Source organism: Streptomyces sp. TG1A-60 (assembly GCF_037201975.1).
GTDB lineage: Bacteria > Actinomycetota > Actinomycetes > Streptomycetales > Streptomycetaceae > Streptomyces.
In genome coordinates, this window is record NZ_CP147520.1 from 3,240,203 (window position 1) to 3,253,213 (window position 13,011).

13 protein-coding genes, 3 tRNA genes and 1 pseudogene are annotated in these 13,011 nt (G+C 69.7%); 4 read left to right on the top strand and 13 right to left on the bottom strand.

The features are described 5' to 3' along the window. Positions 1 to 9 precede the first annotated feature (9 nt). From rplL to WBG99_RS13545, 7 genes are all read right to left on the bottom strand, one after another. Positions 10 to 396, bottom strand: coding sequence for a 50S ribosomal protein L7/L12 (gene rplL, locus WBG99_RS13515; RefSeq protein WP_338896556.1), 387 nt, complete (start codon positions 394 to 396; stop codon positions 10 to 12). A 137-nt stretch (positions 397 to 533) separates the two neighbouring features. Continuing rightward, complete coding sequence (rplJ, locus tag WBG99_RS13520) at positions 534 to 1,064, bottom strand: 50S ribosomal protein L10 (RefSeq protein ID WP_338896557.1); 531 nt, start codon at positions 1,062 to 1,064, stop codon at positions 534 to 536. Between the two features lie 671 nt (positions 1,065 to 1,735). Beyond that, complete coding sequence (rplA, locus tag WBG99_RS13525; RefSeq protein ID WP_033528317.1) at positions 1,736 to 2,461, bottom strand: 50S ribosomal protein L1; 726 nt, start codon at positions 2,459 to 2,461, stop codon at positions 1,736 to 1,738. 103 nt (positions 2,462 to 2,564) lie between these two features. Further along, a complete protein-coding gene (gene rplK / locus WBG99_RS13530) occupies positions 2,565 to 2,999 on the bottom strand; it encodes a 50S ribosomal protein L11 (RefSeq protein ID WP_033528316.1) in 435 nt (144 codons plus the stop codon). A gap of 168 nt (positions 3,000 to 3,167) precedes the next feature. After that, the gene (gene nusG / locus WBG99_RS13535; protein WP_338896558.1) at positions 3,168 to 4,001 is read right to left on the bottom strand and encodes a transcription termination/antitermination protein NusG; all 834 of its coding nucleotides are present in this window, start codon (positions 3,999 to 4,001) and stop codon (positions 3,168 to 3,170) included. A gap of 77 nt (positions 4,002 to 4,078) precedes the next feature. After that, on the bottom strand, positions 4,079 to 4,366 hold the full coding sequence (secE, locus tag WBG99_RS13540; RefSeq protein ID WP_338896559.1) for a preprotein translocase subunit SecE: 288 nt from the start codon (positions 4,364 to 4,366) through the stop codon (positions 4,079 to 4,081). A gap of 115 nt (positions 4,367 to 4,481) precedes the next feature. Continuing rightward, positions 4,482 to 4,554, bottom strand: a tRNA-Trp gene (locus WBG99_RS13545). A 251-nt stretch (positions 4,555 to 4,805) separates the two neighbouring features. On the opposite strand from WBG99_RS13545, the gene WBG99_RS13550 reads away from it, so the two are divergent. Beyond that, a complete protein-coding gene (locus WBG99_RS13550) occupies positions 4,806 to 6,032 on the top strand; it encodes a pyridoxal phosphate-dependent aminotransferase (protein WP_338896560.1) in 1,227 nt (408 codons plus the stop codon). Between the two features lie 125 nt (positions 6,033 to 6,157). Beyond that, positions 6,158 to 7,210, top strand: a complete 1,053-nt coding sequence (locus tag WBG99_RS13555; protein ID WP_338896561.1) for an adenosine deaminase — start codon at positions 6,158 to 6,160, stop codon at positions 7,208 to 7,210. Here WBG99_RS13555 and WBG99_RS13560 read toward each other — a convergent pair. From WBG99_RS13560 to WBG99_RS13585, 6 genes are all read right to left on the bottom strand, one after another. Beyond that, the gene (locus WBG99_RS13560; RefSeq protein ID WP_338896562.1) at positions 7,207 to 8,262 is read right to left on the bottom strand and encodes a UDP-N-acetylmuramate dehydrogenase; all 1,056 of its coding nucleotides are present in this window, start codon (positions 8,260 to 8,262) and stop codon (positions 7,207 to 7,209) included. The genes WBG99_RS13555 and WBG99_RS13560 overlap by 4 nt on opposite strands. A gap of 65 nt (positions 8,263 to 8,327) precedes the next feature. Further along, complete coding sequence (locus WBG99_RS13565) at positions 8,328 to 8,756, bottom strand: MaoC family dehydratase (RefSeq protein ID WP_338896563.1); 429 nt, start codon at positions 8,754 to 8,756, stop codon at positions 8,328 to 8,330. Positions 8,757 to 8,763: 7 nt separating this feature from the next. Next, positions 8,764 to 9,216 (bottom strand): MaoC family dehydratase N-terminal domain-containing protein, encoded by a 453-nt coding sequence (locus WBG99_RS13570; protein WP_338896564.1) that lies wholly within the window; start codon positions 9,214 to 9,216, stop codon positions 8,764 to 8,766. Between the two features lie 102 nt (positions 9,217 to 9,318). Further along, complete coding sequence (gene rpmG, locus WBG99_RS13575) at positions 9,319 to 9,483, bottom strand: 50S ribosomal protein L33 (RefSeq protein ID WP_003948671.1); 165 nt, start codon at positions 9,481 to 9,483, stop codon at positions 9,319 to 9,321. 90 nt (positions 9,484 to 9,573) lie between these two features. Continuing rightward, positions 9,574 to 9,646, bottom strand: a tRNA-Met gene (locus WBG99_RS13580). A 46-nt stretch (positions 9,647 to 9,692) separates the two neighbouring features. Then, positions 9,693 to 9,765: transfer RNA gene (locus WBG99_RS13585), tRNA-Thr, on the bottom strand. Positions 9,766 to 10,189: 424 nt separating this feature from the next. Here WBG99_RS13585 and WBG99_RS13590 point away from each other — a divergent pair. Both WBG99_RS13590 and WBG99_RS13595 read left to right on the top strand, forming a co-directional pair. Next, positions 10,190 to 11,446 (top strand): annotated as a pseudogene (locus WBG99_RS13590) (amidohydrolase family protein); the annotation flags it as partial. A 908-nt stretch (positions 11,447 to 12,354) separates the two neighbouring features. Further along, complete coding sequence (locus tag WBG99_RS13595) at positions 12,355 to 13,011, top strand: NAD(P)H-binding protein (RefSeq protein ID WP_338896565.1); 657 nt, start codon at positions 12,355 to 12,357, stop codon at positions 13,009 to 13,011.

Sequence of the window (13,011 nt, forward strand, 5' to 3'; positions counted from 1 at the left end):
GGCGAGGCCTTACTTGACCTCGACGGAGGCGCCGGCGCCCTTGAGGGACTCGGCGGCCTTCTCCGCGGCGTCCTTGGCGACCTTCTCGAGAACGGGCTTCGGGGCGCCGTCCACGAGGTCCTTGGCCTCCTTCAGGCCCAGGGAGGTCAGCTCACGCACGACCTTGATGACCTGGATCTTCTTGTCGCCGGCGGCGGTGAGGACGACGTCGAACTCGTCCTGCTCCTCGACGGCCTCGGCGGCGCCACCAGCGGCACCACCCGCGACGACGACCGGCGCGGCGGCGGCGGCGGTGACGTCGAACTTGTCCTCGAACGCCTTCACGAACTCGGAGAGCTCGATGAGGGTCATCTCCTCGAACTGCGCGAGCAGGTCTTCCTGGCTGAGCTTCGCCATGAGGGGCGATCCTTCCACTAATTCGGCTGGTGCCGGGATGTACATGTCTGGCGGGCGTACGTTCGGCCCGCTACGACCGCTTCCTGAAGGCGGGTCCTGGCGGACGGCCTCAGGCGGCGGTCATTTCGCGAGCCGAATTACTCGGCACCGCCCTGCTCGTCCTGCTTGGCACGAAGAGCGTCCACGGTGCGGACGAGCTTCGACGGCAGCGCCTGGAAGACAGAGGCAGCCTGCGACTGCTTGCCCTTCATCGCACCGGCCAGCTTGGAGAGCAGAACCTCGCGGGACTCAAGGTCCGCAAGCTTCTTGATCTCGTCGGCGGACAGCACCTTGCCGTCAAGGACACCGCCCTTGATGACGAGGTTCGGGTTGTCCTTGGCGAAGTCACGAAGACCCTTCGCCGACTCCACCGGGTCACCGGTGACGAAGGCGACCGCCGTCGGACCGTTGAACAGGTCGTCGAGCGTCGAGATCCCGGCCTCGTTGGCCGCAATCTTGGTCAGTGTGTTCTTCACCACGGCGTACTGGGCGTTCTCACCGAGCGAACGACGCAGCGTCTTGAGCTGCGCCACGGTGAGACCCCGGTACTCGGTCAGCACGGCGGCGCTCGAGCTACGGAACTGCTCCGTGAGCTCGGCCACCGCGGCAGCCTTGTCGGGCCTTGCCATAGAGCGTCGGCCTCCTTCCGGGTGATGAGGACCGCTCGGAAGGGGCTGGGGGAAACGAAACGCCCCGGCGCAGGCGCTCGGGGCGTAGCTCGACCGGACGAATCCCGTACGGGACGGAATGGGCCCAGGAGCACTTCCACAATCACCTGCGCGGGTCGTCCGCAGTTCAGCGGATCCTTCGGCCACCGAGCCCTCTCACGAGCACACGGCAACGACCAGCGGTCTTTGGCTTCCTCGGAAGACTACGGGACCGAATCCCCGTCGGGCAAATCCGCCCTCCCGGGTCAGCGCCCAGGTCCAGAGTCGACGGTCTGGGCAGTCGACGGCTCCTCGGACCTGTCCACGTGGCTTCGGCGCCGCGAACGGATCGCCCCCGCCGCCCTCACCCGAGCCGGAGGACCCGCGCAGGCCGCCACCCCCGTCAGCGCCGCCACCGCCGCGGGCGACAGGACCGTACGGCGGCACCTGGTCATGCCAAGTCATGCGTCCCCCTCGGGGAGAATCCCGTCCTCGGCACACCGGAGCTCAGCACCCTTGCGCGACGCGCGTACGCACACCCGTAGGACCGAGAACGCCCGTATGCCGAAAGGGACGAGCCCCGCACCTCGAAAGGTTGCGGGGCTCGTCCTCGGGCTGTGCGTCCGCGACGCGGCTGCCGGTGAGCGTCAGGCTCAGACGGCGGCCGGGTCCTCCTCGACGAGGAGGTTGCGGGTGCGGTTCGAGTCGATCGGAATGCCGGGGCCGATCGTGGTGCTGATCGCGGCCTTCTTGATGTAGCGACCCTTGGCGGCCGACGGCTTCAGACGGAGGATCTCCTCCAGCGCCGCGGCGTAGTTCTCCACCAGCTTGGTGTCGTCGAACGACGTCTTGCCGATGATGAAGTGCAGGTTCGAGTGCTTGTCGACGCGGAACTCGATCTTGCCGCCCTTGATGTCGTTGACGGCCTTCACGACGTCCGGGGTCACGGTGCCGGTCTTGGGGTTCGGCATGAGACCACGAGGACCGAGCACGCGGCCGAGGCGGCCGACCTTGCCCATGAGGTCCGGGGTGGCGACGACGGCGTCGAAGTCCAGACGGCCCTTCGCCACCTCGTCGATCAGTTCGTCGGAGCCGACGATGTCGGCGCCGGCGGCGGTCGCGGCCTCGGCACGGTCACCGGTCGCGAAGACCAGGACCCGGGCGGTCTTACCGGTGCCGTGCGGGAGGTTCACGGTGCCACGGACCATCTGGTCGGCCTTGCGCGGGTCGACACCCAGACGGAAGGCGACCTCGACGGTGCCGTCGAACTTGGACGTGGAGGTCTCCTTGGCGAGACGGACGGCCTCGAGCGGGGCGTAGAGCTTGTCCCGGTCGACCTTGGCGTCCGCAGCGCGGAGAGCCTTGCTGCGCTTGCTCACAACTGCTCCTGTGTGTTCTGAAAGGAGTCGTGGTACGGGCCGAGCAGGCCCTGCCACGTGCGACCGCTCGTACGTCGGCCGCATGGTTCTACAGATGCGGTGGTCAGCCCTCGACCGTGACGCCCATGGAACGCGCGGTACCGGCGATGATCTTCGCGGCGGCGTCCAGGTCGTTGGCGTTGAGGTCGGGCATCTTCGTCGTGGCGATCTCGCGGACCTGCGCCTCGGTGATCTTGGCGACCTTGGTCTTGTGCGGCTCGCCGGAGCCCTTCTCGATACCCGCGGCCTTGAGGATCATCTTGGCGGCCGGGGGCGTCTTGGTGACGAAGGTGAAGGAGCGGTCCTCGTAGACCGTGATCTCCACCGGGATGACCCAACCGCGCTGCGACTCGGTCGCGGCGTTGTAGGCCTTGCAGAACTCCATGATGTTGACGCCGTGCTGACCCAGCGCCGGGCCGACCGGCGGAGCCGGGTTGGCCGCGCCGGCCTGGATCTGGAGCTTGATGAGCCCCGTGACCTTCTTCTTCTTGGGAGGCATTGCTCTCCGGGTCCTTTCGATTCGGGTCTACCCCCATCCGGGTCGCGTCCCGGATGAAGGCATACCGCGCAACGATAACGGGTATAGTTGCGCGGCCAAAACCGAGCAGGTCAGACAGGCTTTTGACAGCCGGTCTGACCTGGTCGGAAGCGGTACGTCCAGTAAGAACTAGTTCTTCTGGATCTGGTCGAAGGAAAGCTCGACCGGCGTCTCGCGGCCGAAGATCTCCACCAGGCCCTTGACCTTCTTGGAGTCGGCGTTGATCTCGTTGATGGTCGCCTGCAGCGTGGCGAACGGACCGTCCGTGACAGTGACCGAGTCGCCCACCTCGAAGTCCAGCACCTGGACCTCGACCTTGCGCTGCGGCGCCGGCTTGCCCTCGGCCTCGGCCGCCTCGCGGGCCGCCTTCTCCTCGGCCTCCGGCGCGAGCATCTTGACGATCTCGTCCAGGGTCAGCGGGTACGGGTCGTAGGCGTTGCCGACGAAGCCGGTGACACCGGGGGTGTTGCGGACGACGCCCCAGGACTCGTTCGTCAGGTCCATGCGCACCAGGACGTAGCCGGGGAGCTTGTTCTGGCGGATGGTCTTGCGCTCGCCGTTCTTGATCTGCGTGACCTCTTCCTGCGGCACCTCGGCCTGGAAGATGAAGTCCTCGACGTTCAGCGAGACGGCACGCTGTTCGAGGTTGGTCTTCACGCGGTTCTCGTAGCCGGCGTACGTGTGGATGACGTACCACTCGCCGGGCATGGACCGCAGTTCCTCACGCAGGGCCTCGATGGGGTCGACCGGCTCGGTCTCCTCCTCGACGGCCTCTTCGACGGCGTCCTCGTCCTCGTCGCTCGCGCCGTCCTCGACGTGCACGGCCTCTTCCTCGGCCGGCTCCCCCGCCTCGGCTTCGGCAGCCTCGAACTCGTCGACCTCGTCCGCTCCCTCGACGATGTCGAGCTCATCATCCACGGACTTGTCCGGCTCGATGGCGTCGTTCAGGTTCGGGTCAGACACGTGGCTGCTTCTTCCTGGATACATGGGGGTGGAACACGCGAAAGGGGCGCCAGGTTACGGCGCCCTTCGCTTTCGGCTCAGCCGAAGACGTACTTGGCGGCCTTGTCGAGTCCGAAGTCAAACAGAGTAACAAGACCGATCATGACGACGACGAAGACGATGACCACCATGGTGTACGTCGTCAGCTGGGAGCGGGTCGGCCAGACGACCTTACGCAGCTCCGCGACGATCTGGCGGTAGAAGAGCGCGAGGCGCTTCAGCGGGCCCTTCTTGGCGCGCTTGCCGCCCTTGCGGGTCTTCTTCTTGTCATCAGGCGCCTCGTCCTGGGCATCAGGCGTGTCGAGGGAGCCCACGGCGTCCGTCATTCATCCTCACCTGATTCCGGTCCGGGTCGTGGCCGTGCCGCGCCCGGTCTGAGCCGCACGGCGGAACATTGCTGTACGTACAATGCGCACACATCCTGGCGTGAGGAGTGTGTAGCAGGGCCGGAGGGACTTGAACCCCCAACCGCTGGTTTTGGAGACCAGTGCTCTACCAATTGAGCTACGACCCTTTGCGGTTCTCCCCCAACGTACCGCATCCGACCGGGTGCTCGGTGTGCACCTGACGGGTGCGGCCGAAGAAGGCCAACGAGGTGAGAGTGTACGTGGTCCGAGGGCTGCCGTCGAACAGTAAGCGTCCGCAGGGGCGTTGGCCGTCGAAGATCGACCGCTTCCGGGCCCGGATACGGACGGTTGTTCCTGCGCCGTTCACTGGGTGAAACCCGCGTGCCGCGCTGGTTTCCGGTCTGGGACGATGGGCCCCATGAGCCCTGCAACCCCTCCCACCGAGCGCCGGGTCTCCGCCCGAGTCGGCGCGATCTCCGAGTCCGCCACCCTCGCCGTGGACGCCAAGGCCAAGGCCCTCAAGGCCGCCGGGCGTCCGGTGATCGGCTTCGGCGCCGGTGAGCCCGACTTCCCGACCCCGGACTACATCGTCGAGGCCGCCATCGAGGCCTGCAAGAACCCGAAGTTCCACCGCTACACGCCCGCCGGCGGTCTGCCCGAGCTGAAGGCCGCGATCGCCGCGAAGACCCTGCGCGACTCCGGGTACGAGGTCGACCCGTCGCAGATCCTCGTCACCAACGGCGGCAAGCAGGCCATCTACGAGGCGTTCGCCGCGATCCTCGACCCGGGCGACGAGGTCATCGTCCCGGCGCCGTACTGGACGACGTACCCGGAGTCGATCCGCCTGGCCGGCGGTGTCCCGGTGGAGGTCGTCGCCGACGAGACCACCGGTTACCGCGTCTCCGTCGAGCAGTTGGAGGCGGCCCGCACGGAGAAGACGAAGGTCGTCCTGTTCGTCTCCCCGTCCAACCCGACCGGCGCGGTCTACAGCGCGGAGGACGCCGAGGCGATCGGCCGCTGGGCCGTGGAGCACGGCCTGTGGGTGCTGACGGACGAGATCTACGAGCACCTGGTCTACGGGGACGCGAAGTTCACCTCGCTGCCCGCGATCCTGCCCGAACTGCGCGACAAGTGCGTCGTGGTCAACGGCGTCGCCAAGACGTACGCCATGACCGGCTGGCGCGTCGGGTGGATCATCGGCCCGAAGGACGTGGTCAAGGCCGCGACCAACCTCCAGTCGCACGCCACGTCGAACGTGTCGAACGTCGCCCAGGTGGCCGCCCTCGCCGCCGTCTCCGGCGACCTGGACGCCGTGGCGAAGATGCGCGAGGCCTTCGACCGCCGTCGCAAGACCATCGTGCGGATGCTCAACGAGATCGACGGTGTCCTCTGCCCGGAGCCCGAGGGCGCGTTCTACGCCTACCCGTCGGTGAAGGACCTGATCGGCAAGGAGATCCGCGGCAAGCGCCCGCAGGACACGGTCGAGCTGGCCGCGCTGATCCTGGAGGAGGCCGAGGTCGCGGTCGTACCCGGCGAGGCGTTCGGCACCCCCGGCTATCTGCGGCTGTCGTACGCCCTGGGTGACGAGGATCTCGTCGAGGGCGTCTCGCGCGTCCAGAAGCTGCTGGCGGAGGCGACGGACTGAGTGCCGTTCTCCCAGGTGGGCCTCACGTACGACGTTCGTATGTGAGGCCCACTCCCTTGTGCGAGCAAGACCACGTTCGGGGATTCCGCTTTCGGGACGGCACGGACGTACGGCAGGATCCTGCAATGGAGCGCGTACGTGATCTCTCTGAACTGCCGAAGGCCCATCTGCACCTGCACTTCACCGGGTCGATGCGGCCCACGACCGTGCTGGAACTGGCCGACAAGTACGGGGTGCGGCTGCCCGACGCGCTGACGGAGGCGCTGACCAGCGGGGAGCCGCCGAAGCTGCGGGCGACGGACGAGCGCGGGTGGTTCCGGTTCCAGCGCTTGTACGACGCGGCGCGCTCGTGCCTGAGAGAGCCCGAGGACATCCGGCGGCTGGTGCGGGAGGCCGCGGAGGAGGATGTGCGGGACGGCTCGGGCTGGCTGGAGATCCAGGTGGACCCGACGTCGTACGCGCCCCGGCTGGGCGGGCTGATCCCGGCGCTGGAGATCATCCTGGACGCGGTCGACACGACGGCGCGGGAGACCGGGCTCGGGATGCGGGTGCTGGTGGCCGCGAACCGGATGAAGCACCCCCTGGACGCGCGCACGCTGGCCCGGCTGGCGGTGCGGTACGCGGACCGGGGCGTGGTCGGCTTCGGGCTCTCCAACGACGAGCGCCGGGGCATGGCACGGGACTTCGACCGGGCTTTCGCGATCGCGCGCGAGGGCGGTCTGCTGTCGGCGCCGCACGGCGGTGAGCTGGCCGGCCCGTCCTCGGTGCGGGACTGCCTGGACGATCTGGAGGCGCACCGGGTGGGGCACGGGGTTCGCGCGGCGGAGGACCCACGCCTGCTGAAGCGGCTGGCGGACCGGGGCGTGACGTGCGAGGTGTGCCCGGCCTCGAACGTGGCGCTCGGTGTCTACGAGAAACCCCAGGACATCCCGTTGCGCACCCTCTTCGACGCCGGTGTTCCGATGGCTCTGGGCGCCGACGACCCCCTGCTCTTCGGCTCCCGGCTGGCGGCCCAGTACGAGATCGCCCGCCACCACCACGCCTTCACGGACCAGGAGCTGGCGGAGCTGGCCCGGCAGTCGATCCGGGCGTCGGCGGCGCCGGAGCCGACACGGGCGAAGCTGCTGTCGGGGGTGGACGACTGGCTCACCCGTCCGGTCGGCCAGTGCTCCCGTTAGAGGCTGACGCCCACCGTCACCGGCTCGTTGACCAGGGTGATCCCGAAGGCGGCCCGGACTCCGGTCACGACCTCGCGGGCCAGCATGAGCAGGTCCTCGGTGGTGGCCGCACCCCGGTTGGTGAGAGCCAGGGTGTGCTTGGTGGAGATCCGGGCGGGTCCGGTGCCGTACCCCTTGGTGAAGCCCGCCTTGTCGATGAGCCAGGCGGCGGAGGTCTTGGTGCGCCCGTCGCCCGCGGCGTAGGCGGGCGGGGTCACGTCGTCCCCGAGCCGTTCGCGCACGCGCGCGTGGAACGCGGTGAACTCCTCGTCCGTGAGAATCGGGTTGGTGAAGAACGACCCGGCGGACCAGGTGTCGTGGTCCTCGGGGTCGAGCACCATGCCCTTCCCGGCGCGCAGCTTCAGGACGGTCTCGCGGGCGTCGGCGAGGGGCACGCGGTCGCCGGCCTCGACGCCGAGCGCGCGGGCCGTCTCGGCGTACTTGATCGGTCCCGACAGGCCGCCCGCGTCCTGAAGCCCGAACCGGACCCGCAGGACGACATACCGCTCGGGCTCGTCCTTGAAGCGGCTGTGGCGGTACGAGAAAGCACACTCCGCCTGCGGCACGGTGACCGTCTCGCGGGCGAGGCGGTCGTAGGCGACGACCTCGGTGATGGTGGTGGCGACCTCCTGGCCGTACGCGCCCACGTTCTGGATCGGCGTCGCCCCTGCGGACCCGGGGATTCCGGCCAGGCACTCGATCCCCGCGAGCCCGGCCTCTACGGTCCGGGCGACCGCGTCGGTCCACACCTCGCCGGCGGCCAGCTCCAGCCTCGTCCCGTCGAGCGCGAAGCCCTTCGTGGCGATGACCAGCGCGGTTCCGGGGAACCCTTTGTCGCCGATGACCAGGTTGGATCCGCCGCCGATGAGCAGCAGCGGCGTACCCGTGTCGTCCGCCTCACGGACGACGGCGATCACCTCGTCATCGCCGGTCGCGGTGATCAGCCGGTGCGCGGGCCCGCCCAGCCGGAAGGTGGTCAGCGGGGCGAGGGGCGCGTCGTGGAGTTCCTGCACGGGCTCAAGAGTACGAGACCCCCGCGCCGCTGAAGGGCGCGGGGAAGCCGTCGGGCGGTCGGCCGTCAGGCCAGGCGTACGACCGCCCGGGACATGCCCAGCACCTTCTGGCCGGCGCTCATCGCCGTCAGGTCGACGCGGACGGTGTTGTCGTCGAGCTTGGCGCCGACCTTGGCGGTGACCTCGACGGTGGCGCCCTGGCCGTCGTCGGGGACGACGACGGGCTTGGTGAAGCGGACTCCGTACTCGACGACGGAGCCCGGGTCGCCGGTCCAGTCGGTGACGACGCGGATCGCCTCGGCCATGGTGAACATGCCGTGGGCGATGACGTCGGGGAGACCGACCTCCTTGGCGAACCTCTCGTTCCAGTGGATCGGGTTGAAGTCGCCGGAGGCGCCCGCGTACCGCACGAGGGTGGCGCGGGTCACGCCGAAGGTCTGGGCGGGCAGTTCGGTGCCGACCTCGACGTCGTCGTAGGAGATCTTCGCGGTCATCGGGTCCTCACGCCTTCTCGGCCGCGCGGGCCACGAGCTTGGTCCAGGCGGTCACGACGTGCTCGCCGGCCTCGTCGTGAACCTCGCCGCGGATGTCCAGGATGTCGTTGCCCGCCAGGGACTTGATCGCGTCGATGGTCGAGGTGACCGTCAGTCGGTCGCCGGCGCGCACGGGGCGCGTGTAGGCGAACTTCTGGTCGCCGTGCACCACGCGGCCGTAGTCCAGGCCGAGCCGGGGGTCCTGGACGACCTGTCCGGCGGCCTTGAAGGTGATGGAGAACACGAAGGTCGGCGGGGCGATCACATCGGCGTGTCCGAGTGCCTTGGCGGCGTCCGGGTCCGTGTACGCCGGGTTGGCGTCCCCCACGGCCTCGGCGAACTCGCGGATCTTCTCCCGGCCGACCTCATAGGGATCGGTGGGCGGGTAGGTCCGCCCCACGAAGGACTGGTCGAGCGCCATGGGCTCGGCACCTCCTGGTTGCTCTACTGGCCGGTATCGGGTCGTTCAACGACGCGAGGCCGCCCCCGATCACTCGGGGACGGCCTCGTGTACGAGCCTGATTTATCGCGTTTCGCGGTGCGCGGTGTGCGCGTTGCAACGCGGGCAGTGCTTCTTCATCTCAAGACGGTCCGGGTTGTTACGCCGGTTCTTCTTGGTGATGTAGTTCCGCTCCTTGCACTCCACGCAGGCCAGCGTGATCTTCGGGCGGACGTCGGTGGCAGCCACGTGAGTGCTCCTTGACGAACGGATGGGACTGGTTCAACGCAAGAAAGAGTAGCCGATCGAAGGACCGACCCCGCAATCGGCTACTGTCAGTAGCGGTGACCGGACTTGAACCGGTGACACAGCGATTATGAGCCGCTTGCTCTACCGACTGAGCTACACCGCTGTGATGTGATCGGGCCCCGCCTCGCGGCGGAAGCCTTTCACACCAGAGCCCCAATACGGAATCGAACCGTAGACCTTCTCCTTACCATGGAGACGCTCTGCCGACTGAGCTATTGGGGCGAGCGATGAAGACATTACACGCCCCACGGCCGTTCGCCCAAATCCGTTTCCCCGTCCTCACAGGCGGACCTTCCAGCGATCATCCGGTGGCTGTCAGCGAGCCGTCCGGGGTCGTTGTCCGCCCCGTTTCCCGAGGTCCCGGCGGCCTCGTCCGCATCGCCGTTCCCGGCCTTCCCCGACGATCCCGCGCCAGGTGAACCACGCCGGTACGACTATTGCGCTCCTCCGAGACGAGGACGGACGCCCCGCCTAGGCTCGACTCACTCTGTGTGATCTTGTGTCCATTGCCATAGCGTCCACCGCCGTCCCTGTCCACCTTTTGTCCCCGCCCCTGTCCACCGTCCCTGTCCACCGTCCCCGTCTGCCGTCCCTGTCCGCCACCGTGTGCGTCATCGTGCAGCCGTCGTCGAGCCCCGGGAGTGCGATGCCCGACAGTCAGCCGCAGCCGTCCCACTCCTCGTCCGGTCCCCCCTCGGGCCCGGACGAGGCAGGCGCCCTGCTGCTGTGCGGTGCGCGACTGACCGACGGCCGGGTGGTGGACGTACGGCTGGGCGGCGGGCGTATCGAGGCGGTCGGCACGGCGGGCAGCCTGGGCGCGGGCTCCGCCGCGTCCGGAGTGCCCGCCACCCGGGTGGACCTCGGCGGCCATCTGCTCCTGCCGGCCCCTGTCGAACCGCACTCGCACGGCGACACGGCCCTGTCGGCCGATGTCGAGGGGCCGGTCCCGTACGACGGCCAGGACGTCCGGCGGCGGGCCACCGAGGCCGCACTGCTCCAGCTCGGGCACGGCACCACGGCGGTGCGCTCGCACGTCCACGTGGGCGACGTCCAGGGGCTGGGGGCGCTGACGGCGGTGCTCCGGGCGCGGCGGGCGCTGCGCGGGCTCGTCGAGCTGACGGCGGTGGCGATGCCCCGGGTGCTGACCGGGGTGGCCGGGGCGGACGGGCTGGCGATACTGCGGGACGCGGTCAGGATGGGCGCCTCGGTGGTCGGCGGCTGTCCGGACCGGGACCCCGATCCCACCGGGTACGTGGAGGCGGTGCTGGAGATCGCCTCCGAGTACGGCTGCCCGGTCGACCTGCACACCGACGGCGCCGATCCGGCCCGGCTGGCCCGGCTCGCGGCCATGGCGGGCGGTCTGCGGCCCGGCGTCACCCTCGGCCCCTGTGGCGGCCTCGTCCGCCTCCCCTCCCAGGCCGCCGCGCGCGCCGCCGACCAGCTCGCCGCGGCCGGCGTGAACGTCGTCTGTCTGCCCCAGGGCGGCTGCGGCGCCGTGGACCGCCGGGGCACCGCTCCCGTACGGCTGCTGCAGGCGGCCGGCGTACGGGTCGCGGCCGGCAGCGGGGCACTGCGGGACGTGTCGAACCCGGTCGGCCGCGGCGATCCCCTGGAGGCGGCCTACCTGCTGGCCTCCCGGTACGGCCTGCGGCCCGAGGACGCGTACGACACCGTCAGCGGAGCGGCCCGCGCCGCGCTCGGCCTGCCCGAGGTCCGGGTGGAGGCCGGCTTCCCCGCCGAACTCATCGCCGTACGCGGCGACCGTCTCGCGGGAGCGCTGTCCCTGGCCTACAGCCGGATCGTCGTGCACCGGGGGCGCGTGGTGGCACGCACCAGCGCAGTACGCGAGTACTGCGGCTCATCGTCCACGGCGGCGCTCGATCTGCCTCGACAGGGGCGGGGGAGCCGTCGTGAGGGGTGTTCACGGCGGATGCCGGCACGCGTAGAAGGCGTCCGGGGTACGGGAGGGGCGCGTGCGGGTGTGCGGCGCGAGGCGTGGGAGACGCGCGGGGCCGTACGGGAGCGGCGTGAGGGGATGCGTCCGTCGGGCGCATGCGGGAAGGCATGGTCGTCCGCGGGACACGCGGGAAGGTCGGCGTGCGCGGGCGGCGGACGTGCCCGCCGATGTGGGAGCAGCACACGTACGTCGGGATTTCGTGCTCCACGCGTGCGTGCCCGCCGGGCCGGCCCCTGGTGGCCCGCTGAACAAACCGGTGCAGCTGGTCAGATGCTCATCATTCCGCTGCCGAACGGGCCGCCGAAGTCCTCGACCGGGACTTCGGTGGCGCCCTTGGGCGCGTTGATGGCACCGGCCTTGCCGAAGGTGAGGACGAGAGGGGCCTTGGCGCCCTTCGGGTCGTCGGCGAGGACGGCGAGGTCGGTCTCGATGCGGGTCAGGTCGCCGTTCCTGAGGGTGAAGTCGACCGCGACCTTCTTGTCGGGGGCGTCCTTCAGGTCCTTGCCCGTGGGCAGTTCGGCACCTGGCGGCAGGTCGTCCTTCAGGGGCTGGAGCTTGCCGAGGACGCCGGTGAGCAGGTCGCGGAAGTCGGCCTTCGCGGTGATGACCTCGGTGCCGTCCTTGCCCTCTTTGGTCTTGAAGCCGACCTAAGGCACGACGGGCGACGGGCGTCCCGGCGGCGGATGCGCGCGCCAGGGACGTGCGTACGACGGTGTCGCGCGTGACTTCGCGTATGGCGGTGATGTGTCCCCCTGCGGTTTTGGCGCTCGCCGGGACGGCGAACATGGTTGAGACGCCTGGGGCAGCCGGAGGTTGCGCGGCGAACGCGTCCGTTCGGGCGTACGGTCGAAGACATGCGCATTGTCATCGCTGGAGGTCATGGTCAGATCGCGCTGCGCCTGGAGCGGCTGCTCGCCGCGCGCGGGAACGAGGTCGCGGGGCTCATCCGCCGCACCGAACATGCCGACGAGCTGCGCGCGGCCGGTGCCGAACCGGTGCTGTGCGATCTGGAGTCGGCCTCGGTGGAGGAGGTCGCCGCTCATCTGCGGGGCGCGGACGCCGCCGTGTTCGCGGCGGGCGCCGGTCCGGGCAGCGGGGCGGCCCGCAAGGACACGGTCGACCGCGCCGCCGCGGTCCTGTTCGCGGACGCCGCGGTCCGGGCGGGCGTACGACGTCATGTCATCGTCTCGTCCATGGGCGCGGACCCGGAGCACGAGGGCGACGAGGTCTTCGACGTCTACCGGCGGGCGAAGGGCGAGGCCGACGCGTATGTGCGCGGCCTGGAGGCCCTGGACTGGACGATCCTGCGCCCCGGCATGCTCACCGACGACGCCGGCACCGGTCTCGTACGTCTGGAGGTGTCCACGGGGCGCGGCCCCGTCCCCCGCGACGACGTGGCCGCCACCCTCGCCGAACTCCTCGACACCCCGGCGACCGCCGGCCTGACCCTGGAGCTCGTCAGCGGCTCGACGCCGGTGTCGGTGGCCGTGAAGTCGGTGGCGGGCAACTGA